Origin of the sequence: Xanthomonas sp. CPBF 426 (assembly GCF_903989465.1) — a bacterium.
GTDB lineage: Bacteria > Pseudomonadota > Gammaproteobacteria > Xanthomonadales > Xanthomonadaceae > Xanthomonas > Xanthomonas euroxanthea.
This window is the reverse complement of the sequence record NZ_LR861805.1, coordinates 2,201,322-2,225,086: the sequence shown is the minus strand read 5'-3', so window position 1 is coordinate 2,225,086 and position 23,765 is coordinate 2,201,322. Positions and strand designations below refer to the sequence as shown.

Sequence of the window (23,765 nt, the reverse complement as noted above, 5' to 3'; positions counted from 1 at the left end):
TTTTACGGTGTCTCGGTGACAACTGCGCGGCGCAACGGGACTGCGTGGCGATGTGCCGCACTGCAACCGCGCCGCCGATGTCGCAGCGGACGCGGCGGCCTCGCCGCGCGATCAGGCATCCAGGCGTTTGGAGCCTGCCGCCAGGCCGGCCTTGAGGCTGGCCTCGACGAATTCGTCCAGATCGCCGTCCAGCACTTTCTGCGTATCGCTGCGTTCGATGCCGGTGCGCAGATCCTTGATGCGGCTCTGGTCGAGCACGTAGTTGCGGATCTGGCTGCCCCAGCCGATGTCGGACTTGGTGGCTTCCAGCGCGTCGCGTTCGACGTTGCGCTTCTGCACTTCCAGCTCGTACAGCTTGGCGGCCAGCATCTTCATCGCGTTGTCGCGGTTCTGGTGCTGGCTGCGGCCGGTCTGGCAGGCGACCACGGTGTTGGTCGGGATGTGCGTGATACGCACTGCCGATTCGGTCTTGTTGACGTGCTGACCACCGGCACCGGAGGAGCGGTACACGTCGGTACGCAGATCGGCCGGATTGATGTCGATCTCGATGTTGTCGTCCACTTCCGGCGACACGAACACCGAGGTGAAGCTGGTATGCCGGCGGTTGTCAGAATCGAACGGCGACTTGCGCACCAGCCGGTGCACGCCGATCTCGGTCTTCAGCCAGCCATAGGCGTACTCGCCCTCGATGCGGATCGTGGCGGACTTGATGCCCGCCACTTCGCCGCCCGACACTTCCATCAGCTCGGTCTTCCAGCCGCGCGACTCGGCCCAGCGCAGGTACATGCGCAGCAGGATTTCGGCCCAGTCCTGCGCCTCGGTGCCGCCGGCGCCGGCCTGGATGTCGACGAAGGCATTGGCCCCGTCCATCTGCCCGGAGAACATGCGCTGGAATTCCAGCTTCTCGACATGGGTCTGGTACTTGTCCAGATCGGCGATCACCGCCACCGCGGTGTCTTCGTCCTGCTCGCTCTCGGCAAGTTCCAGCAGATCGGCGGCATCGCCCAGGCCGGCCAGCACATCGGCGATGCCGATCACGGTCTTTTCCAGCATCGAGCGCTCGCGCCCCAGGGCCTGCGCGCGCTCGGCGTCGTTCCACACGTCGGGGCTCTCGAGCTCCCGGCTGACTTCTTCTAGACGCTCTTTCTTGACGTCGTAGTCAAAGATACCCCCTGAGCGAGAGCACGCGATCGTTGAGATCGGTGATGCGCTGGCGGATCGGATTGGTTTCGATCATGACGGATTTCCGGCAAACAAGCCCGGTAGTTTAGCAAGCGGGCGGCGGCGGCGGAACGCGGTGGCGATCGTGACGGGCCGCAGGTTCGTGCCGGCCATGGACGTCATGGCGACCACTGCAAGCTCAGACCGGAGCAAGGCAGCCAGCAGGCGGTCCAGATGACGAGCATCTGGGCTCATCTGCCACTGCGAGGCTGGCGCTCGCTCCGGTCGCAGGGCTGACCGCCTGGAACGGTCAGCCCGGCGCGGCCTCGACACGCTGCGGTGTGGGCGCCTGCCCCGCCAACGCCCGTAATGCAGCCAGGTAACGGCGACTGCACGGCAGCACGCCGGCGTCGGCCAGGTGTACGCGGGCGTCGCCGGATTCCAGCGGCTCGATCGCCTGCACGCGTGCCAGCTTCACCAGATAGCTGCGATGGATGCGCACGAACACGGCCGGGTCGAGCCTGGCCTCGATCGCGGCCATCGTGCTGCGCAGCGGGTAATCGTGGCCGCGTACATGCAGGTTGACGTAGTTGCCCGACGCCTGGATCCACTCGATGTCGGCGGTGGCGACCAGGAAGTCGCGCCCCAGCTTGCGCACCAGAAAGCGTTCCGGACGGTCCAGTGGCTCGACCGGCGGGCCTTCGTCCGGCGCGGCCAGCAGATGCGCCTCGCCCTGCCGACGGCGGCCATACCATGCCAGCGTGTGGCGTAGCGCCACCAGCAGGGCAAAGGTGCGCAGATCCTTGGACAGTTCGTACATCCACTGCAACCGCAAGGCGCCGAAATCGTAGTGCGCACCGACCGCCAGATAGACCAGCTTGCGCAGCAGCACCATGCCGCTCACGTGCAGCAGCCACCAGGCAAGTGCGGCCGCAATATAGACAGGAACGCGCCGCCGCCAGACATCGGCATGCAATGGCCAACGCGTGCAGAGCCAGATCAGCGGCGGCAAGAGCAGCAGTGAGACGGTCGCGCTGCTCAACTCCCAGGTCAGCACCTGCCACAGCAGCAGCGGCTGGCCGTCGCGCCGTGCCGCCAACCATGTGCTGGCGGTGTTGCCCAGCGCGCTGCCATAGAAAACCAGCAGCCAGATCAACGCTACCCACCGCCTGCCCGCATTGGCAGCGCTGTCGGTCTCGCGTTCGATCGCCCCGGACACAGGTGAATTCATCCGCGCATTCTATGCAAACCGCCCGCTGGCCGCCCCCGGTTCGTCCCTGCAGGACCGCAACTGGTCACTCAGGGACGGCATCGCCGCCCTTGGCGCAGCTGCCTGGGGCCGGCGTTGCCGAGGATGCGGGCACGTCTCCTACCGACACGACCATGACCGAGCGCCGCCACGATATCGACGCCTTGCGCGTCTTCGCCTTCGCACTGCTGATCCTCTACCACGCGGGCATGGCCTACGTGGCCGACTGGGAGTTCCACCTCAAGAGCGCGCACACCGCGCAGTGGCTGCAATGGCCGATGATCGTGCTCAACCGCTGGCGGATGCCCTTGCTGTTCATGATCTCCGGCATCGCGATCGGGCTGTCGCGGCCGCAGGCCACGCCCTGGCGCTTTGCCTTGCGGCGCTGCGGGCGATTGCTGCCACCGTTGTTGTTCGGCATGTTCGTGGTGGTCGCGGTGCAGGCCTATTGCCAGGGCGTGAGCAACGGCAAGGTCAGCCCGGGCTTGGGCAACTTCCTGCTGCGCTACTGGCAGGTGCGGCCGTGGCCGGCCGGCAGTTTCGATGGCTGGCAGCATGGCATCACCTGGAACCACCTGTGGTATCTGGCCTATCTGCTGCCCTATACCGTCGCATTGATGGCGCTGGTGTCGCTGACACGCCCGCTGCGGCTGACCGCGTTACCGGGCCTGCCCGCTGCGCTGGCGGTGCCGGCCCTGCTGCTGTTGCCGATCCTGTGGGAAGCGTTCTGCGTGCTGTGGGTGATGCCGCGCCATCCGCCCACCCACGCGCTGTTTGGCGACTGGTTCGTGCACGCCGAGTCGTTCCCGTTGTTCGTCCTGGGATACCTGCTGGCGCGCAGCGAGCGCTTCTGGCAGTGGGCCGTGCAGCTGCGCTGGCTCACGCTAGGCACCGCGCTTACGGCAATCGGCACCGAACTGGCCATTCGCTATGCCAGCATCCATGGGCAGACTGCGCATCCGGGTGCAGCGCTGGCCGCGCTGCCGTGGGAGGTGATCGAGCACAGCGCACGTGCCGCCTACACCTGGCTGGCGCTGCTGGCGATTCTTGGCTGGGCCAGGCACCGATTGAACCGCCCGTTCCGCTGGCTGCCGTACTGCACGGAGGCGGTGTTCCCGTGGTACATCCTGCACCAGAGCCTGATCATCGTGACGCTGTACTGGCTGATGCCCCTGCATCTGAATGCCTGGCTGGAGCCGACGCTGGTGATCGCCGCCACCGTGATCGGCTGCTTGGCGTTGCATGAGTTTGCGATCCGCCGGGTGCGCTGGTTGCGTCCCTTGTTCGGATTGCGCGCACGCACGCCGCGTTCGGCGAGGAAGGCCGACGTCATGCCGATGACCTCATGAACACCAGGCGCAGGGGTGGCGCTGTTTCGCCTGCCACGCACTGGACGGCCCGTCGGCAGCAACGCAAGATGCGCGCCGGACACGCTCTTTCGAAGACACCATGCGCCCTACCCTGCTTGCCGCCACCTTGTTGCTCGCGCCTGTCGCCGCCCTTGCCGATGCGCCGGTGGGCATCGCCTTCGACCACCAGGACTGGACCATCGCCTGCGACAACACCCGCACCTGCCGCGCTGCCGGCTATCAGCCGGATGAAGACGACAGCACGCCGGTGTCGGTGCTGCTGACGCGCAAGGCCGGTGCCGGACAAGCGGTCACCGCCGAGTTGATGCTGGGCCAGTACGACGAGGTCAAGATGCCGGCCTCGCTCAGCTTGCGCATCGACCAGCGCGACCTGGGCAAGCTGGCATTGAATCGCGACAGCGGCACCGCGCCGCTGACCAGCGCGCAGGTGACCGCACTGCTGGCCGCACTGACCCGCAGCAGCAAGATCGTGGCAGTGGGCAACGATGGCCGCCGCTGGCAGCTGTCCGATCGCGGTGCCGCGGCGGTGTTGCTGAAGATGGACGAGTTCCAGGGCCGGCTAGGCACGCGCGGCGCACTGGTACGCAAGGGCGATCGCGACGAAGCCACGGTGCTGCCGGCCGTGCCGGCACCGCAGGTGCGCGCGGTCAAACTGGCAGCACCGCAAGCGGCCGATGCGCGCCTGGGCACGCTGCCGGCGCTCTATCAAGCACTGCGTGCCAGCTTGCCGGCCGATGAGGAATGCAAGGGACTGCAGGCCGACGATACGGCCGAGCCGCTGTCGATCACCCGGCTCAGCAGCGACAAACTGCTGGTGTCGACCGACTGCTGGATGGGCGCCTACAATGTCGGCACCGGTTTCTGGGTGATCAATGCACGCGCGCCGTTCGCGCCGACCTTGGTGACCACGCACGCCAGCGATATCGACGGTTCCACCATCCTTGAATCGCAGAAGGGCCGCGGCCTGGGCGATTGCTACAGTGAGGCCAGCTGGACCTGGGACGGCCGCCGTTTCGTGCCGACCTCCGAATCCACCTCCGGCCTGTGCAGATTGGTCGCCGCTGGCGGCGCGTGGGAATTGCCGACCTTGGTGACCGAGGTCAAGAAGTCGCCCTGACCGGGGCGAGGACAGTGCGAGCGTGCGCTTGCACTGTCTTGCAAGACGCCTTGAGCGGCGAACGAAACCATCTTGCCGCCATCAGACATGCGCTACTTGCGGCATGCACCACCAAGTGCATGCCGGCTGTGGGTGCGCCGTCCCGTGCAGAGCGGTTGATGTGAAGCCTGGCTGCAGGGACGCGCTGTCGCCCCTACCGAAGCCCGCGATTGACAGCCCCGCGCTCAGCCAGTGACTGTCGCCGGCTCGCAATGTTCGACGATCAACTGCACCGCGGTGCCGCCGCGATAATCGTCGCTGACCAGGCGGTACGCCAGCCGTACCATGCGCGGCGGTTCGCTGCCGCGCCAGCCATTGAAGTGGATGGCGTTGAGCGGTTCGGCGCGACCCGCGCAGCGCAGGGTAAGCTTGAGATGGCGCTCCTTGAGCAGGCGCCATTGCAGCACTTCGAACCGGCCATCGAACAGCGGCTCGGGAAAACCCTGCCCCCACGGCCCGGCCACGCGCAGTGCCTCGGCATGCAGGTGATCGAGCTCGTGCGCGGCCAGTTCGCCGTCGCTCTGCAATTCGGCATGCAGCAACGAGGCGTCCACCATCGTCTGCACCTGGCGCTGGAATGCCTGCTCGAAGGTCGCCAGCGCGGCCTGCTCCAGGCTCAATCCGGCCGCCATCGCATGCCCGCCGAACTTCTGGATCAGGCCCGGGTGGCGCGCGTCCACCGCAGCCAGCACATCGCGGATATGCAGGCCGGGAATCGAACGCGCCGAGCCACGCAGCTGGCTGCTGCCCGGCTCGGCCGGCGCCAATGCAATCACCGGGCGATGCAGCCGGTCCTTGAGCTTGGAGGCGACCAGGCCGATCACGCCAGGGTGCCAGTCGGCATCGAACAGGCACGCGGCGATCGGCAATTCGCCATCGGCATCCAGCACCACCTTGGTGACCGCCTGCTCGGCATCGTCGGTCATCAACTGCTGCACCGCGCGACGCTCGGCGTTGATCTCTTCCAGGGTGCCGGCGATCTCGCGCGCCCGGCTCCAGTCTTCGCTGAGCAGCAGTTCGATGCCCAGGGCCATGTCTTCCAGCCGGCCGGCGGCGTTGAGACGTGGCCCCAATGCAAAGCCGATATCGCTGGCGCTCAGGCGCGCCACGTCGCGGCCGCTGGCATCGATCAGGGCGCGCAGGCCGATGCACCCCTTGCCCTCGCGCAGGCGGCGCAGGCCGGCCGACACCAGCGCACGGTTATTGGTGTCCAGTGGCACCAGGTCGGCGACCGTGCCGACCGCCACCAGGTCCAGCAATACCGACAGATCCGGCTCGGCGCGTTCGGCAAAGGCGCCGCGCGCGCGCAGCACGCCGCGCAAGGCCATCAGCACGTAGAAGATCACCCCGACCCCGGCCAGGGATTTGCTCGGGAAGCGGTCGTTGGCCAGGTTGGGATCGACGATCGCATCGGCCGGCGGCAACACCTCGCCAGGCAGGTGATGATCGGTGACCAGCACCGTCCAGCCACGCGCCTTGGCCGCGGCCACGCCGGCGTGGCAGGCGATGCCGTGATCGACGGTGACCAGCAGATCCGGCTGCAATGCAGCCAGCTCGTCCACCAGCGCAGGCGACAGACCATAGCCATGCACCATGCGATTGGGCACCGCGTGGTGGACATCCAGCGCGCCGAGCATGCGCAAGCCACGCACGCCGACCGCACAGGCGGTGGCGCCATCGCAGTCGAAATCGCCCACCACCAGGATGCGACGCTGCTGTGCGATCGCATCGGCCAGCAGCTCGGCCGCGACGTCGCTGTTGTGCAACAACTGCGGTGACAGCAGCTGCCCCAGACGCGGCTGCGCGCCCTGCGTATCGGTCACGCCGCGCGCGGCATAGATGCGGCGCAGCAGCGGCAACATGGCATCGGGCCAACTGCCGGCCTGCCCGGGTGGGCGCCGGACGATCCGCGGGGTGGAGGTCATTGCGCCAGCTGTGCCCGCGGCTTGCGCCAGAAGCGCCAGCGTTGCGCATGCGTCAGCGACACGGTGTCCCCATCCTGGAAATCCAGCACCAGCCGATCCAGTTCGCCACGCGCCATTGCCGCCAGCAACGGCGCCACCGCGTCGTCGCTGAACTGCTGCAGCGAGCGCAGGTGCCGCAGGTCCACCAATGCGTCCACGCGTTGTTCGCCCTGCGCATCGGCGCCAGCCGCCAGCGCCAGCGCACGCAGCAGCGATTCGCGGCTGCGCACCTGACGGTGCGGCGAGCTCACTGCCTGCGGCAGCACGCCGCCGCCCCAGAACCACAGCGAATTTATCGCCGGCTTGCCGCTGGCCACGCGGCCCTCGTTCCAGGGATGCTGATGCAGCAGCACCTGCGCTTCGGTCAGCAAGGCACGCCAGCGCCGGCCGATCTCGCCACCCGGCAGATGCTCGAACAGGTCATCGCCAATCGCCAGATCCGGCGGCGCGAAGTCGGGCAGCCTGGCATCCGGCGACAGCCGCAGATACCAGCGCGCAGGCGTGGGCGCATCCAGCAGGAAGCCGGCATCGCCGAACATCGGCTTGAGGATCGGCAACAACACCGCCAGATCCTCGGCGGTGGGGCCGAGCGCCTCGCCGTAGCCCATCAAGCGCGCGCCCTGCATGTCCGGTACCACGTAGGCCGGATCGGCACGCACCCAGGTCGCACCGGCCGCATCGCCGGCATCGAGCTGACGGGTCAATGCGGCCACCGGCCACTGCGCCGGCGTCAGCGTGAAGTGGCGCTGCAGCTGCGCCACCTCGCCGGGCTCGACGCTTTGCTGGTCGGCGCGCGCCAGCGCACGCGCCACCGGCGTGTCGCCCAACGCACCGGGCAGGCGGCGTCTTTCCGGCAGCAGCAGCGTTGCGGTGGTCATCGGTCGGTGGGGTCGCTCGATCCCGGTCCGTCAGTCCAGATAGGCAACGCTGACCACTTCGTACTCGCGCTGGCCGGCCGGCGCATCGATGGTGACCGAATCGCCTTCCAGCTTGCCGATCAACGCGCGTGCCAGCGGCGAGGAGATCGCGATCATGCCCAGCTTGATGTCCGCTTCCAGATCGCCAACGATCTGGTAGCGCTTCTCTTCGTCGGTCTCGGTGTCGGCCAGCGTCACCGTGGCGCCGAACACGATCTTGTTGCCGGCCGACAGCTTGGTGATGTCGATGATCTCGGCATGCGAGAGCTCGCCTTCCAGCTGCTTGATGCGGCCTTCGATGAAGCTCTGCTGCTCGCGTGCGGCGTGATATTCGGCGTTTTCCTTCAGATCGCCGTGCGCACGTGCTTCGGCGATCGCATTGATCACCGCCGGACGCTTGACCGACTTCAGCTGGTCCAGCTCTTCGCGCAGGCGCTGCGCGCCCTTTGCCGTCATGGGTGCTCTCATGCTTCCAGTTCCTTGTGCAGTTCCTGCAGCGACCAGACAGGGCCGGTGCCGCGGAATTCCAGCGAATGCACCAGCGCCTTGGCGCCGGCGACAGTGGTCGAATAGGTCACGCGATGCTGCAACGCTTCACGCCGGATCGAGAACGAATCGGAGATGGCGGCGCGGCCTTCGGTGGTGTTGACGATATACACGATCTCGCCGTTCTTGATCGAATCGACGATATGCGGGCGCCCTTCGGCGACCTTGTTGACGATCTCGCAGTTCAGCCCGTTCTGCTGCAGCCAGGCGCCGGTACCGCGCGTGGCGACCAGCGTATAGCCGCGCTCCACCAGGGCCTGCGCCACCGGCAGCACGCGCTGCTTGTCCGGGTCGCGCACCGACACGAACGCCTTGCCCACCGGCGGTGCCTTGATGCCGCCAGCCTCCTGCGCGCGCGCAAACGCGGCGCTGAAGCTGCGGCCCACACCCATCACCTCGCCGGTGGAGCGCATCTCCGGCCCGAGGATCGGGTCCACGCCCTGGAACTTGGCGAACGGGAAGATCGCCTCCTTCACCGAGTAATAGCCCGGCACGATTTCCTTGGTGGCGCCCTGCTCGGCCAGCGTCTTGCCGGCCATGCAGCGCGCGGCGATCTTGGCCAGCGGCATGCCGATCGCCTTGGACACGAACGGCACGGTGCGCGAGGCACGCGGGTTCACTTCCAGCAGGAACACCACGTCGTCGCCGGCCTCATCGACCTGCACCGCGAACTGGGTGTTCATCAGGCCCACCACGTTCAGGCCTTCGGCCAGCATCACCACCTGGCGACGCAGCTCGGCCTGGGTCTTGGGCGAGAGCGAATACGGCGGCAGCGAGCAGGACGAATCGCCCGAATGCACGCCGGCTTCCTCGATGTGTTCCATCAGCCCGCCGATCAGCACGTTGCCATCCTTGTCGGCGATGATGTCCACGTCCACTTCCACCGCGTTGTCGAGGAAGCGGTCCAGCAGCACCGGCGAATCGTTGGAGACCTTGACCGCGTCGCGTACATAGCGCGCCAGATCGGATTCGCCGTAGACGATTTCCATCGCGCGGCCGCCGAGCACGTAGCTCGGGCGCACCACCAGCGGGTAGCCGATCTCGCGCGCCAGCACCAGGGCTTCCTCGGCATTGCGGGCAATGCGGTTGGGCGGCTGCTTCAGGCCCAGCTTGTCGACCAGTTGCTGGAAACGCTCGCGGTCTTCGGCCAGGTCGATCGAATCGGGCGAGGTGCCGATCACCGGCACGCCATTGGCTTCCAGCGCGCGCGCCAGCTTCAGCGGGGTCTGGCCGCCGTACTGCACGATCACGCCCTTGGGTTTTTCCAGCTCGACGATTTCCAGCACGTCTTCCAGCGTCAGCGGCTCGAAGTACAGACGGTCGGAGGTGTCATAGTCGGTGGACACGGTCTCCGGGTTGCAGTTGACCATGATGGTTTCAAAGCCGTCATCGCGCAGCGCCAGCGCCGCATGCACGCAGCAGTAGTCGAACTCGATGCCCTGGCCGATGCGGTTGGGGCCACCGCCAAGGATCATGATCTTGTCGCGATCGGTCGGCAGCGCCTCGCACTCGTCCTCGTAGGTCGAATACAGGTATGCGGTGCTGGTGGCGAATTCGGCAGCGCACGAATCCACGCGCTTGTAGACCGGGCGGACCTTGAGCGCGCGACGCAGCGTGCGCACCGATTCTTCGTTGGTGCCGGTCAGCTCGGCCAGGCGCGCATCGGAGAAACCGGCGCGCTTGAGCGTGCGCAGACGCGCCGCATCCAGTGCCTGCATGCCGTCGTCGGCCAGTTGCTGCTCGTGGCTGATCAGTTCCTCGATCTGATCCAGGAACCAGGGGTCGATGAACGACAGCGCATAGACATCGGCCACGCTCATGCCGGCGCGGAAGGCATCGGCGACATAGAACAGGCGCTCCGGACCCGGCGCCTTGAGCTCGCGCTTGAGCGAGGCGATATCGTCTTCGCTGCTCAGGTCCAGCCCGGTCGGATCCAGCCCGATCTTGCCGGTTTCCAGCCCACGCAGCGCCTTCTGCAGCGATTCCTGGAAGGTACGGCCCATCGCCATCACCTCGCCCACCGACTTCATCTGGGTGGTCAGGCGCGCATCGGCCTGCGGGAATTTCTCGAACGCAAAGCGCGGGATCTTGGTGACCACGTAGTCGATCGACGGCTCGAACGAGGCCGGGGTCAGGCCACCGGTGATCTCGTTCTTCAATTCGTCCAGCGTATAGCCCACCGCCAGCTTGGCGGCGACCTTGGCGATCGGAAAGCCGGTGGCCTTGGACGCCAGCGCCGAGGAACGCGACACGCGCGGATTCATCTCGATCACCACCACGCGGCCGGTGGTCGGGCTGATGCCGAACTGCACGTTGGAGCCGCCGGTATCCACGCCGATCTTGCGCAGCACCGCGATCGAGGCATCGCGCAGGCGCTGGTATTCCTTGTCGGTGAGCGTCTGCGCCGGTGCCACGGTGATCGAGTCGCCGGTATGCACGCCCATCGGGTCGAGGTTTTCGATCGCGCAGACGATGATGCAGTTGTCCGCGGTGTCGCGGACCACTTCCATCTCGAACTCCTTCCAGCCCAGCACCGACTCTTCCACCAGCACTTCGGTGGTCGGCGACAGTTCCAGGCCACGGCCGACGATCTCGATCAGCTCTTCGCGGTTGTAGGCAATGCCGCCGCCGCTGCCACCCAGGGTGAAGCTGGGGCGGATGATGGTCGGGTAGCCGACGCGGGTCTGGATATCCAGCGCCTCTTCCAGCGTGTGCGCCACTTCGGCCCGGGGGCAATCCAGGCCGATCTCGCCCATCGCCACGCGGAACAGCTCGCGGTCTTCGGCCATGCGGATGGCTTCGCGCTTGGCGCCGATCAGCTCGACGTTGTACTTCTCCAGCACGCCGTGGTCGGCCAGATCCAGCGCGCAGTTCAGCGCGGTCTGCCCGCCCATGGTCGGCAGCAGGGCATCAGGCTTTTCCTTGGCGATGATCTTCTCGACCGTCTGCCAGTTGATCGGCTCGATGTACACCGCATCGGCCATGTCCGGGTCGGTCATGATCGTGGCCGGATTGCTGTTGACCAGCACCACGCGATACCCCTCGTCGCGCAGCGCCTTGCACGCCTGCGCGCCGGAGTAATCGAACTCGCAGGCCTGGCCGATGACGATCGGGCCGGCGCCGATGATCAGGATGGTTTTTAGGTCGGTGCGCTTTGGCATTTCTTTACTCGATTAGGAACATGCGGCGAGCCGCAGGTGCGGAAGAGTGGCCGCGGCGATCGCATCGCGACGCGGCATGATGTTGCATCGACTCCACGGAGCCGAAAGCCGGGGTCATCCGGCGTATCCATAGCCCAGGGCGCGCAGGGTGTTCTGCATCCATTGATGCAGCGCGAACGCGGCGGCGAAGCTGACCAGGAGCAACAGCCAGCCGGTCCCGGAGGTCTTGCCCCAGCGACGCACCTTGTCCGGGTCGGTGTTCTGCATGCGCTGGTGAAAGGATCCTCCTCCAACCACATAGCCGATGCCGAAGACGACGCACATCGGCACCAGCAAGGCCAGTTTGATGCCTCCGGGCAGCGTGATCGACGCCACGCCCGCCTGCGCCTGCTGCAGCGGCATCCAGACGCCCCAATAGGCCACGGCGGCGCCCACCAGCAGGATCAGCACACCCATCAACCGAGCGCTCATGCGCGCTTGGCATCCTTGGCCATCAGCTCCACAAACCGGTCGAACAGCGGCCCCACATCGCGCGGCCCCGGCGAGGCTTCCGGGTGGCCCTGGAACGAGAACGCCGGCGCGTCGGTCAGCGCGATGCCCTGGTTGGTGCCATCGAACAGCGAACGATGGGTCACCCGCACATTGGCCGGCAGCGTGCTTTCATCCACCGCAAAGCCATGGTTCTGCGAGGTGATCATCACCCGCCCGCCGTCCAGATCCTGCACCGGATGGTTGGCGCCGTGATGGCCGGTGGTCATCTTGACCGTGCTGGCGCCGGCGGCCAGCGCCAGCAGCTGATGCCCAAGACAGATGCCGAAGGTCGGCACCTTCTGCGCGACCAGTTCCTTGATCGCGGCGATCGCGTAATCGCAGGGCTCCGGGTCGCCCGGGCCATTGGACAGGAACACGCCATCGGGCTGCATCGCCAGCACCTCGGCCACCGGCGTGCGCGCCGGCACCACGGTGACGTCGCAACCACGGTCGGCCAGCATGCGCAGGATGTTGAGCTTGACGCCGTAGTCATAGGCCACGACCTTGTGCTTCAGCTCGGTGCGCACGAACGTGTCGGAGTTCAGATCCAGCGAGCCTTCCTGCCAGCTGTAGCTGGTCTCGGTGGAAACCACCTTGGCCAGGTCCATGCCCTTCAGGCCGGGGAAGCTGCGCGCGGCTTCCAGCGCCTTTTCGACATCGATCTCGCCGGCCATCAGCGCGCCGTTCTGGGCGCCCTTCTGCCGCAGCAGGCGGGTCAGCTTGCGGGTATCGATGCCGGAAATGGCCACCACACCGCGGGCCTGCAGCCACTCCGGCAGTGCGACTTCGCTGCGCCAGCTGCTGGGGCGACGCGGCACATCGCGCACGATCAGGCCGGCGGCCCAGATCTTGCTGGCCTCGTCATCCTGATCGGTAAAGCCGGTATTGCCGATGTGCGGATAGGTCAGCGTGACCATCTGGCGGGCGTAGGAAGGATCGGTCAGGACTTCCTGGTAACCGGTCATGGCGGTGTTGAACACCACTTCGCCGACGGAAAGCCCGTTGGCGCCTACGGATTCGCCCTCGAACACGGTGCCGTCTTCGAGGACAAGGATTGCGGGTTGGGTCACGTGGGGGTCTCGCTCTGGCTGCCTGGGACTCCGATGCGCTTCCGGCCAAATTCCGGTTGCAGCAAAGCGCGGACGCGGTGCTGGGGACCGGTCCGACGCTGGTTCGGGCAAGCGAGAATTGTAAAGGCAAGTGCCCCGGCATGCCAGCCTGAAGAACGCCGGCTGCCGTGCCGGCATCGCAATGGCGGGATGAATGCGCCACTGCGATCATTCGCCATTCATGCGCGGCGACGCAGCGCTTATAGCACCAGATCGCGCACGCGATAGCTGCCGGGCGGCTTGCCGAGCAGCCGCTTGGCCGCATGCAGGGCACCACGCGCGAAGATGTCGCGGTTGGTCGCGCGGTGCACCAGTTCCACCCGCTCGCCCAGCCCGGTGAACTGCACCGTGTGCTCGCCGACGATGTCGCCGGCGCGCAGGCTGGCAAAGCGCGGCTGCGCGCCACTGCCGGTGGCCGCCTCCCCCAGCGTCAGCGCGGTCCCGGAGGGTGCATCCTGCTTGTGCACGTGGTGGGCTTCGACGATGTCGCAATCCCAGCCCGGCAGGCTGCCGGCAGCACGCTCCACCAGTTCGGTGAGCACCGCAACGCCCAGGCTGAAGTTGGACGCCCACACCAGTGGAATCTGCTGCGCGGCCTCCAGCAAGGCGGCGCGCTGCGCCTCATCCAGACCGGTGGTACCGGACACCAGCGGTTTGCCGCGCTGCGCGCACAACGCCAGGATCGGCGCGAAGCCCTGCGGCAGGCTGAAGTCGATCGCCACGTCGAAGCTCGGCGCACCGCCGAGCTCGCTGGCGGCGAAATACGGCACGCCGTCCACCACGCGCTGCGAGGGCGCACGCCCCACCACCGCACCGACGACATGCAAGGCCTCGTCTTCGGCCGCCAGACGCAGCAATGCCTTGCCCATCCGCCCGGAGGCGCCGTGGATCAGAACTTTCACAGGAGACGTTGTCATGGCGGCAGGCCTAGCTGGGCGATGGGGTTGTACAAGATAGCTGGGAATCGGGAATCGGGAATCGGGAATCGTAAAAGCTGGGATTGGGGGGTCGGGATTGGGGAGTCGTTAAAGCCGGGAATCGGGAATCGGGATTGGGGAGCCGGGAATCGGGATCAGGGACTCGTGAGAGCGGGTGCGGGTGTGCGCGTTTTATGTGCTGTGGCGCTTTGGCTTGGTGGCGTCCGTGGGGTGCGCGTGGTGGTTGGCACACAACGGCGCGAGCGGCCATGGGTCGGTGAGGGCTGCGCCGCTGTACGTTGGTAAGGACGATGAAGACGCATGGCACACGGCCATCATGGCGGCGCCTGGAAGGTGGCGTTTGCCGACTTCGTGACCGCGATTCCCCAATCCCGACTCCCGACTCCCGAATCCCAAATCTCAGCCCTGCAGCTAGCGCGGCTGCGGGCTTTGATTGCGTGCGATGGTGTTGGCGGCTCTCAGTCGCTTGCGCCATGCAGGCGCTTGCTCCAGCTCTCTATTTCGCGGCGTTGCAGGCGGCGTTCGAATAGCGCCCGCCATGACGGCACCAGCGGCAGCTGCAACACTGCGGTGATGGCGGCGGCATCGACATCGCGCGCGTACAACACCTGTTGCAGGCGCGACAGCGGCCATTGCGGATGCGGCCGCTGTTGCAGCGTCAGCATGTCGCCGGCTGCCACGTCGCCGGGGTGCAGCACGCGGTAATACCAGCCGGTGCGGCCGGTGTCCTGCACGCGGCGCGCCATGTCGCGCAGGCCGAAGCGGTCGGACAGCTTCCAGCACGGCTGACGCAGTTGCGACACTTCCACCACCGCCGTACCCAATGCAAAGCGATCGCCCAGACAGACCTCGGCCTCGGTAAGGCCGACGCTGCTCAGGTTCTCGCCGAACGCGCCGGCCGTCTCCAGCAACGCATGCGCGCCGAGGTCGGCCTGCCAGGCGGCGTAGTGATCGCGCGGATAGTGATGGATCGCCTTGTCCGGCCCGCCATGCACACGCAGGTCGCCCTGCTCGTCACCGTGCAGCCCGTCCGGACCGACGCGCACCCTATCGTCCACCGCCCGCTTGTCGATGGCGCTGCGGCTACCGGGCCGGGTGAAGTCGCGTGCGATACCGATCGCCACGCTGTCGATGGTGATCGCAAGCGCAGGCACCTGCACGCCAGCGGTCTGCGTGCTCACGCGCCCTGCCCGGGCAACTCGGCCAGCGCCTCGCGCAACACCTCACCCAGGACCTGGATGCCGGCATCGATCCTGTCGCCGGGCACGGTGACGAACGACAGCCGCAAGGTATTGACCTGCGGCAAGGTGGCGTAGAACGGCGCGCCCGGCACGAACGCGACATTGCGCGCGATCGCACGCGCCAGCAGCGCGGTGCCGTCCAGCCCGGGCGGCAGGCTCACCCACAGGAACATGCCGCCTTCGGGGCGATTCCATTGCACCTGGGGCGGGAAATGCCGATCCAGGGCCTCCAGCATCAGGCTGCATTGGCGCGCATACAGCGCGCGGATCTGCGGGATATGCGTGTCCAGGAAATCGTCCTGCAGCGTCTGGTGGACCACGCGCTGGGTGAACGACGGCGTATGCAGATCGGCCGCCTGCTTGGCCTGGATCAGCTTGCCCAGCACCGCCTCGGGCGCAACCACATAGCCCAGCCGCAAGCCGGGCGCGAGCACCTTGGAGAACGAGCCCATGTAGATCACGCCCTCCGGATTGAGCGACAACAGGCTCGGCAGCGGCCGGCCGCTGTAATACAGCTCGCCATACGGATCGTCTTCGACGATCGGCACGCCCGCTGCTGCTGCGCGCTCCACCAGGGCCTGGCGCCGCGCCAGCGGCAACCGGCGACCGGTGGGGTTCTGGAAATTCGGCAGGCAGTACAGAAAGCGCGCATCGGCCAGCAATGCAGGGTCCAACGCGTCCACCACCACCCCGTCCTCGTCCGAGGGCATGCCGACGAAGCTAGGCTGGAACAGCGAAAACGCCTGCAACGCACCCAGGTAGCTCGGCGTTTCCACCAGCACCTTGCTGCCCTCATCGATGAAGACCTTGCCGAGCAGGTCCAGCCCCTGCTGCGAGCCGGTGGTGATCAACACCTGGCTGGGCCGGACGCTGGCGCCGTCGCGGCTCAGGCGTGCGGCCACCCAGTCGCGCAGCGGCGCATAGCCTTCGGTGGGGCCGTATTGCAGTGCGGCCTGCGGCGCATCGCGCAGCACCTGATCGCTGGCCGCGCGCATGCGCTCCACCGGAAAGGTGGCCGGCGACGGCAGCCCGCCGGCGAAGGAAATCACCTCCGGCCGCTCGGTCACCTTGAGGATTTCGCGAATCGCCGAACTGGTCAGCGCCTGCGCACGCCGGGAGATCTGGAAGGAGGTCATCATGGCCCAAGCATAGCGAAGGCGTATGGCCGGCGCGCTGTGCACTGCAGCGTCGGATGCGCACCTCGGCCAATGACGGGGGTAGTGCCGCACCGACCATCACCACGCGTAGCGACCTGCTTTCCTGCATTGCGCTGGCGCTACCGACATTGCCGTGCAGTACGGTCGACATACTCGCGTTGGCGTCTGCCAGCAAGGCGATCGCCGCGCGTGCATCGCCATGCACGGAATGTCACCTGTTTCTGCCGACGCAGGCTGCGTGCGCAGGTCGGCTGGGCAGCGAGCCAGATCGGCGCGTGCCGATGACCGACATCGCGTCGGCGCATCGATGGCACCGCCTTGGCAATGCGGCAGCGATAGTGCCGGCGGCGCCTACTCGTACGCCGGGCCGACCCAGGCCGTGCCTTCGCTGCGTTCGATCAAGGTCTTCCAGCGCTTGCGGATCAGCTTGTCGCGCGAGCGGAAGGTCATGCGCACCCCCGGCAAGCCGAGCGTGGCACGTGTCTCGACCAAGGCCGAGGCTTCATCGGCGGCGATCTCGATCCTGGTGATCGACTGCTTGTAGTCGATCACCTCTTCCGGGTTGGCCACATGACGCATCTGACGCAGCACCTGCGCCCACTCGCCATTGGATTTGCAGTACTGCTCGCGTGTGGTGGTCTGCCGCTGCTGATGCGAATCCATGCGGTACAGCACCACCATTTCGAACGCCGGCGCGGTCATCGCACACAGCGCTTCGCCGTCCTGACCACGCATTGCCTTGTCGTGCGCGGCGTAGAAATCGCGCACCTGCGCTTCGTCCAGCGCGTTGCCGCCATAGTTGTAAACACCGGCGACCGCCGCCAGGACCGCCAACAACACCAACAACCGCATCTGCGTCCCCTGCACCACCGCGTCCTGCGGCCGCGCAAGTGTAAGGGGTGCAGTGCGTCAGTGACGACGGGGCGGCGTCGGCCCGCAGCTGTCGCAGCCACCACAGGCCGCGGCGTTCTGCGCGGCCGGCGGTGCGACGCGGCGGCCCAGCGCCCGCATCCATGCAGGCCGCCCATCGCGCAACAGGCCGATCGCCACTGCGCCACGCAGGCGCCGCAGCGTGCCGGGAAATTGCTTCTTCATCACTACCCATAGGCTGAGCAACACCGCCAGGGCGATGACCACGTATTGTAAGGTGAGCGACAGATCCACCTCAGCCGGCTCCCAGCAGCACGGCCAGCTGGTAGGTCACCAGCGAGGCCAGGTAGGCCAGCGCGAACAGGTACACCGCGCTGATGGTCATCTGCTTCCACGAGTTGGTTTCGCGCTTGATCGTGGCCAGCGTGGAAATGCACATCGGTGCATAGATGTACCAGACCAGCAGCGACAGCGCGGTGGCCAGCGACCAGCCATCGCTGATCAGCGGCGACAGGGCCTGCGCGGCGGCATCGTCGTCGGCAGCCGACAGCGCGTACACCGTCGCCAGCGAGGCAACCGCCACTTCGCGCGCGGCCAGGCCGGGGATCAGTGCGATGCAGATCTGCCAGTTGAAGCCCAGCGGTGCGAAGAAGATCGCCATCGCATGGCCGATACGCCCGGCGAAGCTGTAATCGATCGCCGGCAAGGTGGCGTCGGCCGGCGCGGCCGGAAACGACAGCAGGAACCACAGCAGGATGGTCAGGGCCAGAATGATGCCACCGACGCGCTTGAGGAAGATCATCGCACGCTCCCACAGCCCCAGCGCCAGGTCCGGCAGATGCGGCAGGCGGTAGGACGGCAGCTCCAGCATCAGCGGATGCTCGCTCTTGTCGCGGCGCCACTTCTTCATCGTCCACGACACCAGCAGTGCGCTGACGATGGCCGCGGCATACAGCGCGAACAGGATCAGGCCTTGCTGGTTGAAGATGCCCCACACGGTTTTTTGCGGAATGAAGGCGCCGATCAGCAGCGCATACACCGGCAACCGCGCCGAACACGTCATCAAGGGCGCGACCATGATGGTGGCGAGCCGGTCGCGCGGGTCCTGGATGCTGCGGGTGGACATGATGCCGGGCACCGCGCAGGCAAAGCTCGACAGCAGCGGGATGAACGAGCGCCCGGACAAACCGGCCGCCGACATCATGCGATCGAGCAGGAAGGCCGCGCGCGGCAGGTAACCGGACTCCTCCAGCGCCAGGATGAAGGCGAACAGGATCAGGATCTGCGGCAGGAACTTAATCACCCCGCCCAAACCGGTGATGATGCCGTCCTTGAGCAGGCTGTTGAGCGGGCCCTCCGGCAGCGTGGTGCCCACCCACTCGCCCAGCATCGCGGTGCCGGCATCGATCAGGTCCATCACTGGGTTGGCCCAGGCGTACACCGCCTGGAAGATCAGGAACATCACCACCGCCAGCGTGACCAGGCCCCAGACCGGATGCAGCAGCCAGCGGTCCAGCGCATCGTCCACCCGCGAGGTGCGCGTGGGCATGGTCACTGCCGCCCCCAGGATCTGCCGCACCTGGGCGTGGTAGTTGCCGTCGGCCGGTGGCGTGGCCGACGGCGCGGCCAGGCTGGCCGCCTGCGTATCGAGCCGCTCGACCAGGGCCTTGGCACCGCCGCGGCGCACCGCCACCGTTTCCACCACCGGCACTCCGAGCGCCTGTTCCAGCGCCGGCAGGTCGATGACGATGCCGCGCCGCTGCGCGGCGTCGACCATGTTCAGCGCCACGATCATCGGCCGGCCCAGCTCGCGCAGCTCCAGCGCAAAGCGCAGATGCAGGCGCAGGTTGGTGGCATCCATCACGCACACCAGCACGTCCGGCGCAGGCTCACCGGGATAGAAGCCGCGGCACAGGTCGCGGGTGATCGCTTCATCCAGGCTGGCCGGCTGCAGGCTGTAGGCGCCCGGCAGATCCAGCACCGCGAAGTCGCGCCCGGACGGCGCGCGGAAATGCCCTTCCTTGCGTTCGACGGTGACGCCGGTGTAATTGGCGACCTTCTGCCGGCTGCCGGTCAGCTGGTTGAACAGTGCGGTCTTGCCGCTGTTGGGGTTGCCGACCAGCGCCAGACGCATGGGGACGGTTGCGGTGCTCATGCCTGCGCTCCATCGACGCGCACCTGCACGCGGGCGGCCTCGCTGCGCCGCAGGGCGAACCGCGTGTAACCGACCTGCACCAGCAAGGGTTCGCGCCCGACCGGACCGGTCGCCAGTACCGTGACTTCCTCGCCAGCGACAAAGCCCAGTTCGCGCAGCCGCCTGGCGATCGTGTCGTTGGGCAGACGCTCCTCCACGGATTCCACGATGGCGGCGCGATGCAAAGGCATGTCGGACAACGTCACAAAGACGGCCTGATTGTTAGGAATGGTTCTCAATTCTAGCATCGACGCACCGCGTCATGGCTCGGCCGACCCGTGCCACTATCATGGTTCGCATCCCATTCATGGACGTTGACGCAATGCAGGACACCGGCTTGATCGTGGAGGACCAGGGAGCGGTCCGTACGTTACGTCTGCACCGCCCGGCGGTGCATAACGCCTTTGATGCGACCTTGATCAGCACGCTTACCGACGCCTTGCAGCAGGCCGGCCAGGCAGCGCAGATCCGGGTGGTGGTGATCACCGGGGCCGGCGCCGCGTTCTCTGCGGGCGCCGACCTGAACTGGATGCGCGGCATGGCCGGCGCCAGCGAGGCCGACAACGCGGCCGATGCGCTCGCCCTGGCGCGCCTGATGCGCACGCTGGACGAACTGCCCAAGCCGACCATCGCACGCGTCAACGGCGCGGCGTTCGGCGGGGGCGTGGGCCTGGTGGCGTGCTGCGATATCGCCATCGGCTGCACCGAGGCGCGCTTCGGCCTGACCGAGAGCAAGCTCGGTCTGCTGCCGGCGGTCATTTCGCCCTACGTGATCGCGGCGATCGGCGCGCGCCAGGCGCGGCGCTGGTTCGCCACTGCCGAGATCTTCGACGCGGCCACCGCGCAGTTGCTGGGCCTGCTGCATCAACTGGTCACCGCCGACCAACTGGATATCGCGGTGGAGCGCCAGGTCCGCCTGTTGCTGGCGGCCGCGCCACTGGCGGCCGCCAGCGCCAAGGCATTGGTGCGCGCGGCGCTGCCGCCGACCGACCGCGACGCCATCGACGCCACCAACGCCGCGTGGATCGCACGCCTGCGCGTTTCCCCGGAAGGCCAGGAAGGCCTGGGTGCCTTCCTCGACAAGCGCAGCCCGGCCTGGTTGCCGGAGGGTGCGGCATGAACGACTTCGTGCGCATTGTCGAAGTCGGCCCGCGCGATGGCCTGCAGAACGAAGCCACACCGATCGCCACCGCCGACAAGATCGCGCTGATCGACCGACTCTCCGCGACCGGGCTGCGCAGCATCGAGGCGACCAGCTTCGTCAGCCCACGCTGGGTGCCGCAACTGGCCGACGCGGCCGAGGTGTTCGCCGGCATCACCCAGGCGCCGGGCATCGCCTATCCGGTGCTGGTGCCCAACCTGCAGGGCTATGCGCGCGCACGCGCCGCCGGTGCTCGGGAAGTGGCGGTGTTCACCGCGGCGTCGGAGGCCTTCAATCGCACCAATACCAACGCCGGCATCGACGAATCGATCGAACGCTTTCGCCCGATCCTGGAACAGGCGGCCCTCGACGGCGTGCGCGTGCGCGGTTACGTCTCCACCGTACTGGGCTGCCCGTACCAGGGCGAGGTGCCGGTGGCCGACGTGGTCGATGTCGCGCAACGGCTGTACACGCTGGGCTGCTACGAGATTTCGCTGGGCGACACCATCGGCGTGGGCACACCGGGCAAGGCACGCCAGATGCTGGCCGCCGTGGCGCAGGCGGTGCCGATGCCGGCATTGGCGGTGCACTTCCACGACACCTATGGCCAGGCGCTGGCCAATATCGCTGCCTGCCTGGAGCAAGGCGTGCGCGTGGTCGATGCGGCGGTGTCCGGGGCCGGCGGCTGCCCCTACGCCAAGGGCGCCAGCGGCAATGTCGCCAGCGAAGACGTGGTGTACCTGCTGCACGGGCTGGGCATGCCGACCGGCATCGACCTGCCTGCCCTCGCCGACACCGGCCGCTGGCTGGCGCAGTTGCTCGGCCGCCAGACCGGCAGCAAGGTCGGCAAGGCCCTGGCGGCCGCCGACTGAGGCGCCAGTCCGGCATGCCACCGTCGCCGCGCCCGCTCCATTCCAGGATCAGTCGCGCTAACGCTTCGGCTAGAATCGCCGGCTGCGTCGCCACCCGTTCGCCGGCCGGCATCACCGGCCTCCAGGATCTCCGAGGAACCACCGCATGCAGCCTTCTTCTGTTCTTGCCATCGTCACCGGCGGCGTTTCCGGCCTGGGCCTGGCCGTGGCGCAGCGCATCGTGGCCGATGGCGGCAAGGTCGCGCTGTTCGACGTCAACGCCGACAAGGCCGACGCGGCGCTGGCGCTGCTCGGTGCGGGCAACGCACTGTACGTCGCCACCGATGTCACCGACGAGGCGCAGGTTGCCGCCAACGTGGCGCAGGCCGCGCAGGCGCTGGGCGGGCTCAACCTGGTGGTGAATTGCGCCGGCATCCTGGGCTCGGGCCGGGTGCTCGGCAAGGAAGCGCCGATGCCGCTGGCGACCTTCCGCACCACCGTGCTGGTCAACCTGGTCGGCAGCTTCAACGTGGCCAAGGCCGCGGCCGACGTGATGCAACACAACCATGCCGGCGACGACGGCGAGCGCGGCGTGATCATCAACACCGCCTCGGTGGCCGCCTACGAAGGCCAGATCGGCCAGGCCGCCTATGCCGCCAGCAAGGGCGGCGTGGTCGGCATGACCTTGCCGATGGCACGCGAACTGGCGCGCTTCGGCATCCGCGTGATGACGATCGCTCCGGGCGTGTTCTGGACCCCGATGGTGGACGGCATGCCCGAGGCGGTGCAGCAATCGCTGGCCGCGGCGATCCCGTTCCCCTCGCGCCTGGGCCAACCCGACGAATACGCCGACACCGTCGCCTTCATCCTGCGCAATCGCTATCTCAATGGCGAGGTAATTCGCCTGGACGGCGGCGTGCGCCTGGCACCCAAGTAGCGGGAATCGGGAGTTGGGAATGGGGAATCGTAACGACGCCCTGCTCTCAGTGTCCCGGCCCCCGGCTTTTTCGATTCCCCATTCCCAACTCCCGATTCCCATGAAAGCCAACGACATCAAGAAAGGCAACGTCGTCGAATACAACGGCGGCATTTACCAGATCCGCGACATCGAGCGCAGCTCGCCGCAGGGCCGCGGCGGCAATGTGCGCTTCCGCTTCATCATGTACAGCGTGCCGGGCGGTGTGAAAACCGACGCCAGCTTCGACGCCGACGACAACCTGCCGGAAGTGGAACTGCTGCGTCGCCTGTCCACGTTCTCGTACAAGGATGGCGAGGCGTTCGTATTCATGGACGACGAAGACTTCACGCCGTACACGCTGGATGCGGAGGTGATCGGCACCGACGCCGGCTACATCACCGACGGGTTGACCGGCATCTACGTGCAGGTGATCGACGACCAGCCGGTGGCCGTGCAACTGCCGCAGACGGTGACGCTGGAAGTGATCGAAACCCCGCCCGAACTCAAGGGCGGCACCGCCACCAAGCGGCCCAAGCCGGCCAAGCTCAACACCGGCCTGGAAATCATGGTGCCCGAGTACATCACCAACGGTGAGCGCGTGCTGGTCAACACCACCACCGGCGAATTCGCGGGCCGCGCCGACTGATGCGCACGCCGGTCGTGATCCTTGCGCTGGGGCTGTTGGCTGCCTGCACGGAGCAACCGGCTCCGGCTACGGCGCCGACGTCCGCAGCCACGCCCGCGCCGGTGGCCTGCACCGACGCCAAGGTGGACGAGGAGTGGCTGCAACATCCGCCCGGCCTGTGCGGCATGCCGGAGGATGTGCGCACGCTGGTGGAGGACTACGACACCTGCGAGCACTTCGCGGGCGAGGAGCCGTACGACGCCGATCGTCGCCACGAAATCGACGTGGCGATCGCGCAGTTCTGCACGCCGGCACCGGCGCGGCTTGCAAGGCTGATGCAGCAGTACCGCAACAACGCGCAGGTCAGCGACTGGCTGCGCAGGTATTCGGTGCAGGCGGATCTGCAACCGACTGGCTGAGCTGCGCCGGCTGGTGTGACAGGTGCCAGCTGGTGCATGCGTCGTCCCTGGCCGGAGCACTGGAAACTGGGACTTGCAGCTGCACACCACAGCGCATCCCTTCCCCCATCGGGAGAAGGTGGCGCAAAGCGCCGGATGAGGGGACGGGCGAAGCCTCATGCAGTTGGACCTCTACGGGAGCTTCGCCCCGTCCCCTCGCCCCAATCT

At 67.2% G+C, this 23,765-nt stretch carries 23 protein-coding genes; 7 read left to right on the top strand and 16 right to left on the bottom strand.

Annotated features, from left to right (window positions below):
* Nucleotides 1–111 precede the first annotated feature (111 nt).
* From prfB to H7A87_RS09580, 3 genes are all read right to left on the bottom strand, one after another.
* A protein-coding gene (gene prfB / locus H7A87_RS09590; protein WP_104544732.1) for a peptide chain release factor 2 occupies nt 112–1,237 on the bottom strand; the annotation gives its coding sequence in 2 pieces (ribosomal slippage) (nt 112–1,161 and nt 1,163–1,237; 1,125 coding nt in all).
* Nucleotides 1,234–1,416 carry a hypothetical protein gene (locus H7A87_RS09585; RefSeq protein WP_147421093.1) on the bottom strand — a complete coding sequence of 61 codons (183 nt, stop codon included), beginning with the start codon at nt 1,414–1,416 and terminating at the stop codon, nt 1,234–1,236. Before H7A87_RS09585 ends, prfB begins: the two co-directional genes overlap by 4 nt.
* Nucleotides 1,417–1,471: 55 nt before the next feature.
* Nucleotides 1,472–2,392 carry a LytTR family DNA-binding domain-containing protein gene (locus H7A87_RS09580; RefSeq protein WP_119128820.1) on the bottom strand — a complete coding sequence of 307 codons (921 nt, stop codon included), beginning with the start codon at nt 2,390–2,392 and terminating at the stop codon, nt 1,472–1,474.
* 152 nt (nt 2,393–2,544) lie between these two features.
* Between H7A87_RS09580 and H7A87_RS09575 the strand changes: the two genes are divergently transcribed.
* On the top strand, nt 2,545–3,759 hold the full coding sequence (locus tag H7A87_RS09575) for an acyltransferase family protein (RefSeq protein ID WP_119128821.1): 1,215 nt from the start codon (nt 2,545–2,547) through the stop codon (nt 3,757–3,759).
* A 100-nt stretch (nt 3,760–3,859) separates the two neighbouring features.
* A complete protein-coding gene (locus H7A87_RS09570) occupies nt 3,860–4,897 on the top strand; it encodes a DUF1176 domain-containing protein (protein WP_119128822.1) in 1,038 nt (345 codons plus the stop codon).
* A 224-nt stretch (nt 4,898–5,121) separates the two neighbouring features.
* Here H7A87_RS09570 and recJ read toward each other — a convergent pair whose 3' ends face one another.
* The 13 genes from recJ to H7A87_RS09505 all read right to left on the bottom strand — a co-directional run bounded on the left by recJ (nt 5,122) and on the right by H7A87_RS09505 (nt 19,770).
* Nucleotides 5,122–6,861 carry a single-stranded-DNA-specific exonuclease RecJ gene (recJ, locus tag H7A87_RS09565; RefSeq protein WP_119128823.1) on the bottom strand — a complete coding sequence of 580 codons (1,740 nt, stop codon included), beginning with the start codon at nt 6,859–6,861 and terminating at the stop codon, nt 5,122–5,124.
* Nucleotides 6,858–7,778 (bottom strand): phosphoglycerate mutase, encoded by a 921-nt coding sequence (locus H7A87_RS09560; RefSeq protein ID WP_119128824.1) that lies wholly within the window; start codon nt 7,776–7,778, stop codon nt 6,858–6,860. Before H7A87_RS09560 ends, recJ begins: the two co-directional genes overlap by 4 nt.
* Nucleotides 7,779–7,808: 30 nt before the next feature.
* Nucleotides 7,809–8,273, bottom strand: coding sequence for a transcription elongation factor GreA (gene greA / locus H7A87_RS09555; RefSeq protein ID WP_016903166.1), 465 nt, complete (start codon nt 8,271–8,273; stop codon nt 7,809–7,811).
* 8 nt (nt 8,274–8,281) lie between these two features.
* Nucleotides 8,282–11,524: a carbamoyl-phosphate synthase large subunit gene (carB, locus tag H7A87_RS09550; RefSeq protein WP_119128825.1), complete on the bottom strand. Its 3,243-nt coding sequence runs from the start codon at nt 11,522–11,524 to the stop codon at nt 8,282–8,284.
* Nucleotides 11,525–11,638: 114 nt separating this feature from the next.
* On the bottom strand, nt 11,639–11,980 hold the full coding sequence (locus H7A87_RS09545) for a hypothetical protein (RefSeq protein WP_232087973.1): 342 nt from the start codon (nt 11,978–11,980) through the stop codon (nt 11,639–11,641).
* A gap of 11 nt (nt 11,981–11,991) precedes the next feature.
* Entirely contained in the window at nt 11,992–13,125 is a 1,134-nt protein-coding gene (gene carA / locus H7A87_RS09540) for a glutamine-hydrolyzing carbamoyl-phosphate synthase small subunit (RefSeq protein ID WP_119128826.1), read from the bottom strand.
* Nucleotides 13,126–13,364: 239 nt separating this feature from the next.
* Nucleotides 13,365–14,081: a 4-hydroxy-tetrahydrodipicolinate reductase gene (gene dapB / locus H7A87_RS09535; RefSeq protein ID WP_104585275.1), complete on the bottom strand. Its 717-nt coding sequence runs from the start codon at nt 14,079–14,081 to the stop codon at nt 13,365–13,367.
* A gap of 479 nt (nt 14,082–14,560) precedes the next feature.
* A complete protein-coding gene (locus H7A87_RS09530; protein ID WP_119128827.1) occupies nt 14,561–15,283 on the bottom strand; it encodes an MOSC domain-containing protein in 723 nt (240 codons plus the stop codon).
* Complete coding sequence (locus H7A87_RS09525) at nt 15,280–16,482, bottom strand: PLP-dependent aminotransferase family protein (RefSeq protein WP_119128828.1); 1,203 nt, start codon at nt 16,480–16,482, stop codon at nt 15,280–15,282. The genes H7A87_RS09530 and H7A87_RS09525 overlap by 4 nt, the downstream gene beginning before the upstream one ends.
* A gap of 369 nt (nt 16,483–16,851) precedes the next feature.
* Entirely contained in the window at nt 16,852–17,352 is a 501-nt protein-coding gene (locus tag H7A87_RS09520; protein WP_119128885.1) for an autotransporter outer membrane beta-barrel domain-containing protein, read from the bottom strand.
* A 57-nt stretch (nt 17,353–17,409) separates the two neighbouring features.
* The gene (locus H7A87_RS09515; RefSeq protein WP_016904924.1) at nt 17,410–17,664 is read right to left on the bottom strand and encodes a DUF6587 family protein; all 255 of its coding nucleotides are present in this window, start codon (nt 17,662–17,664) and stop codon (nt 17,410–17,412) included.
* A 1-nt stretch (nt 17,665) separates the two neighbouring features.
* Entirely contained in the window at nt 17,666–19,525 is a 1,860-nt protein-coding gene (locus H7A87_RS09510) for a ferrous iron transporter B (RefSeq protein WP_104648642.1), read from the bottom strand.
* Nucleotides 19,522–19,770, bottom strand: a complete 249-nt coding sequence (locus tag H7A87_RS09505) for a FeoA family protein (protein WP_104585288.1) — start codon at nt 19,768–19,770, stop codon at nt 19,522–19,524. The genes H7A87_RS09510 and H7A87_RS09505 overlap by 4 nt, the downstream gene beginning before the upstream one ends.
* 116 nt (nt 19,771–19,886) lie before the next feature.
* Between H7A87_RS09505 and H7A87_RS09500 the strand changes: the two genes are divergently transcribed.
* From H7A87_RS09500 to H7A87_RS09480, 5 genes are all read left to right on the top strand, one after another.
* Entirely contained in the window at nt 19,887–20,684 is a 798-nt protein-coding gene (locus tag H7A87_RS09500) for an enoyl-CoA hydratase-related protein (protein WP_119128829.1), read from the top strand.
* The gene (locus tag H7A87_RS09495) at nt 20,681–21,577 is read left to right on the top strand and encodes a hydroxymethylglutaryl-CoA lyase (protein WP_119128830.1); all 897 of its coding nucleotides are present in this window, start codon (nt 20,681–20,683) and stop codon (nt 21,575–21,577) included. Before H7A87_RS09500 ends, H7A87_RS09495 begins: the two co-directional genes overlap by 4 nt.
* Before the next feature lie 145 nt (nt 21,578–21,722).
* Entirely contained in the window at nt 21,723–22,493 is a 771-nt protein-coding gene (locus tag H7A87_RS09490) for an SDR family NAD(P)-dependent oxidoreductase (protein WP_104648639.1), read from the top strand.
* A 100-nt stretch (nt 22,494–22,593) separates the two neighbouring features.
* Nucleotides 22,594–23,160, top strand: coding sequence for an elongation factor P-like protein YeiP (gene yeiP, locus H7A87_RS09485; protein ID WP_115676860.1), 567 nt, complete (start codon nt 22,594–22,596; stop codon nt 23,158–23,160).
* A complete protein-coding gene (locus H7A87_RS09480) occupies nt 23,160–23,558 on the top strand; it encodes a hypothetical protein (RefSeq protein WP_180496962.1) in 399 nt (132 codons plus the stop codon). The genes yeiP and H7A87_RS09480 overlap by 1 nt, the downstream gene beginning before the upstream one ends.
* The last annotated feature ends 207 nt before the right edge of the window (nt 23,559–23,765 follow it).

What these genes read in the sequence shown, in the direction of transcription:
- yeiP (WP_115676860.1), top strand. Translation starts at nt 22,594, where the DNA reads ATGAAAGCCAACGACATCAAGAAAGGCAACGTCGTCGAATACAACGGC.
- H7A87_RS09585 (WP_147421093.1), bottom strand. Translation starts at nt 1,416, where the DNA reads ATGAGCCCAGATGCTCGTCATCTGGACCGCCTGCTGGCTGCCTTGCTC.
- H7A87_RS09495 (WP_119128830.1), top strand. Translation starts at nt 20,681, where the DNA reads ATGAACGACTTCGTGCGCATTGTCGAAGTCGGCCCGCGCGATGGCCTG.
- dapB (WP_104585275.1), bottom strand. Translation starts at nt 14,081, where the DNA reads ATGACAACGTCTCCTGTGAAAGTTCTGATCCACGGCGCCTCCGGGCGG.
- H7A87_RS09560 (WP_119128824.1), bottom strand. Translation starts at nt 7,778, where the DNA reads ATGACCACCGCAACGCTGCTGCTGCCGGAAAGACGCCGCCTGCCCGGT.
- H7A87_RS09570 (WP_119128822.1), top strand. Translation starts at nt 3,860, where the DNA reads ATGCGCCCTACCCTGCTTGCCGCCACCTTGTTGCTCGCGCCTGTCGCC.
- carB (WP_119128825.1), bottom strand. Translation starts at nt 11,524, where the DNA reads ATGCCAAAGCGCACCGACCTAAAAACCATCCTGATCATCGGCGCCGGC.
- H7A87_RS09575 (WP_119128821.1), top strand. Translation starts at nt 2,545, where the DNA reads ATGACCGAGCGCCGCCACGATATCGACGCCTTGCGCGTCTTCGCCTTC.
- H7A87_RS09480 (WP_180496962.1), top strand. Translation starts at nt 23,160, where the DNA reads ATGCGCACGCCGGTCGTGATCCTTGCGCTGGGGCTGTTGGCTGCCTGC.
- H7A87_RS09520 (WP_119128885.1), bottom strand. Translation starts at nt 17,352, where the DNA reads ATGCGGTTGTTGGTGTTGTTGGCGGTCCTGGCGGCGGTCGCCGGTGTT.
- H7A87_RS09580 (WP_119128820.1), bottom strand. Translation starts at nt 2,392, where the DNA reads ATGAATTCACCTGTGTCCGGGGCGATCGAACGCGAGACCGACAGCGCT.
- H7A87_RS09490 (WP_104648639.1), top strand. Translation starts at nt 21,723, where the DNA reads ATGCAGCCTTCTTCTGTTCTTGCCATCGTCACCGGCGGCGTTTCCGGC.
- H7A87_RS09510 (WP_104648642.1), bottom strand. Translation starts at nt 19,525, where the DNA reads ATGAGCACCGCAACCGTCCCCATGCGTCTGGCGCTGGTCGGCAACCCC.
- recJ (WP_119128823.1), bottom strand. Translation starts at nt 6,861, where the DNA reads ATGACCTCCACCCCGCGGATCGTCCGGCGCCCACCCGGGCAGGCCGGC.
- greA (WP_016903166.1), bottom strand. Translation starts at nt 8,273, where the DNA reads ATGACGGCAAAGGGCGCGCAGCGCCTGCGCGAAGAGCTGGACCAGCTG.
- H7A87_RS09525 (WP_119128828.1), bottom strand. Translation starts at nt 16,482, where the DNA reads ATGATGACCTCCTTCCAGATCTCCCGGCGTGCGCAGGCGCTGACCAGT.
- H7A87_RS09500 (WP_119128829.1), top strand. Translation starts at nt 19,887, where the DNA reads ATGCAGGACACCGGCTTGATCGTGGAGGACCAGGGAGCGGTCCGTACG.
- H7A87_RS09545 (WP_232087973.1), bottom strand. Translation starts at nt 11,980, where the DNA reads ATGGGTGTGCTGATCCTGCTGGTGGGCGCCGCCGTGGCCTATTGGGGC.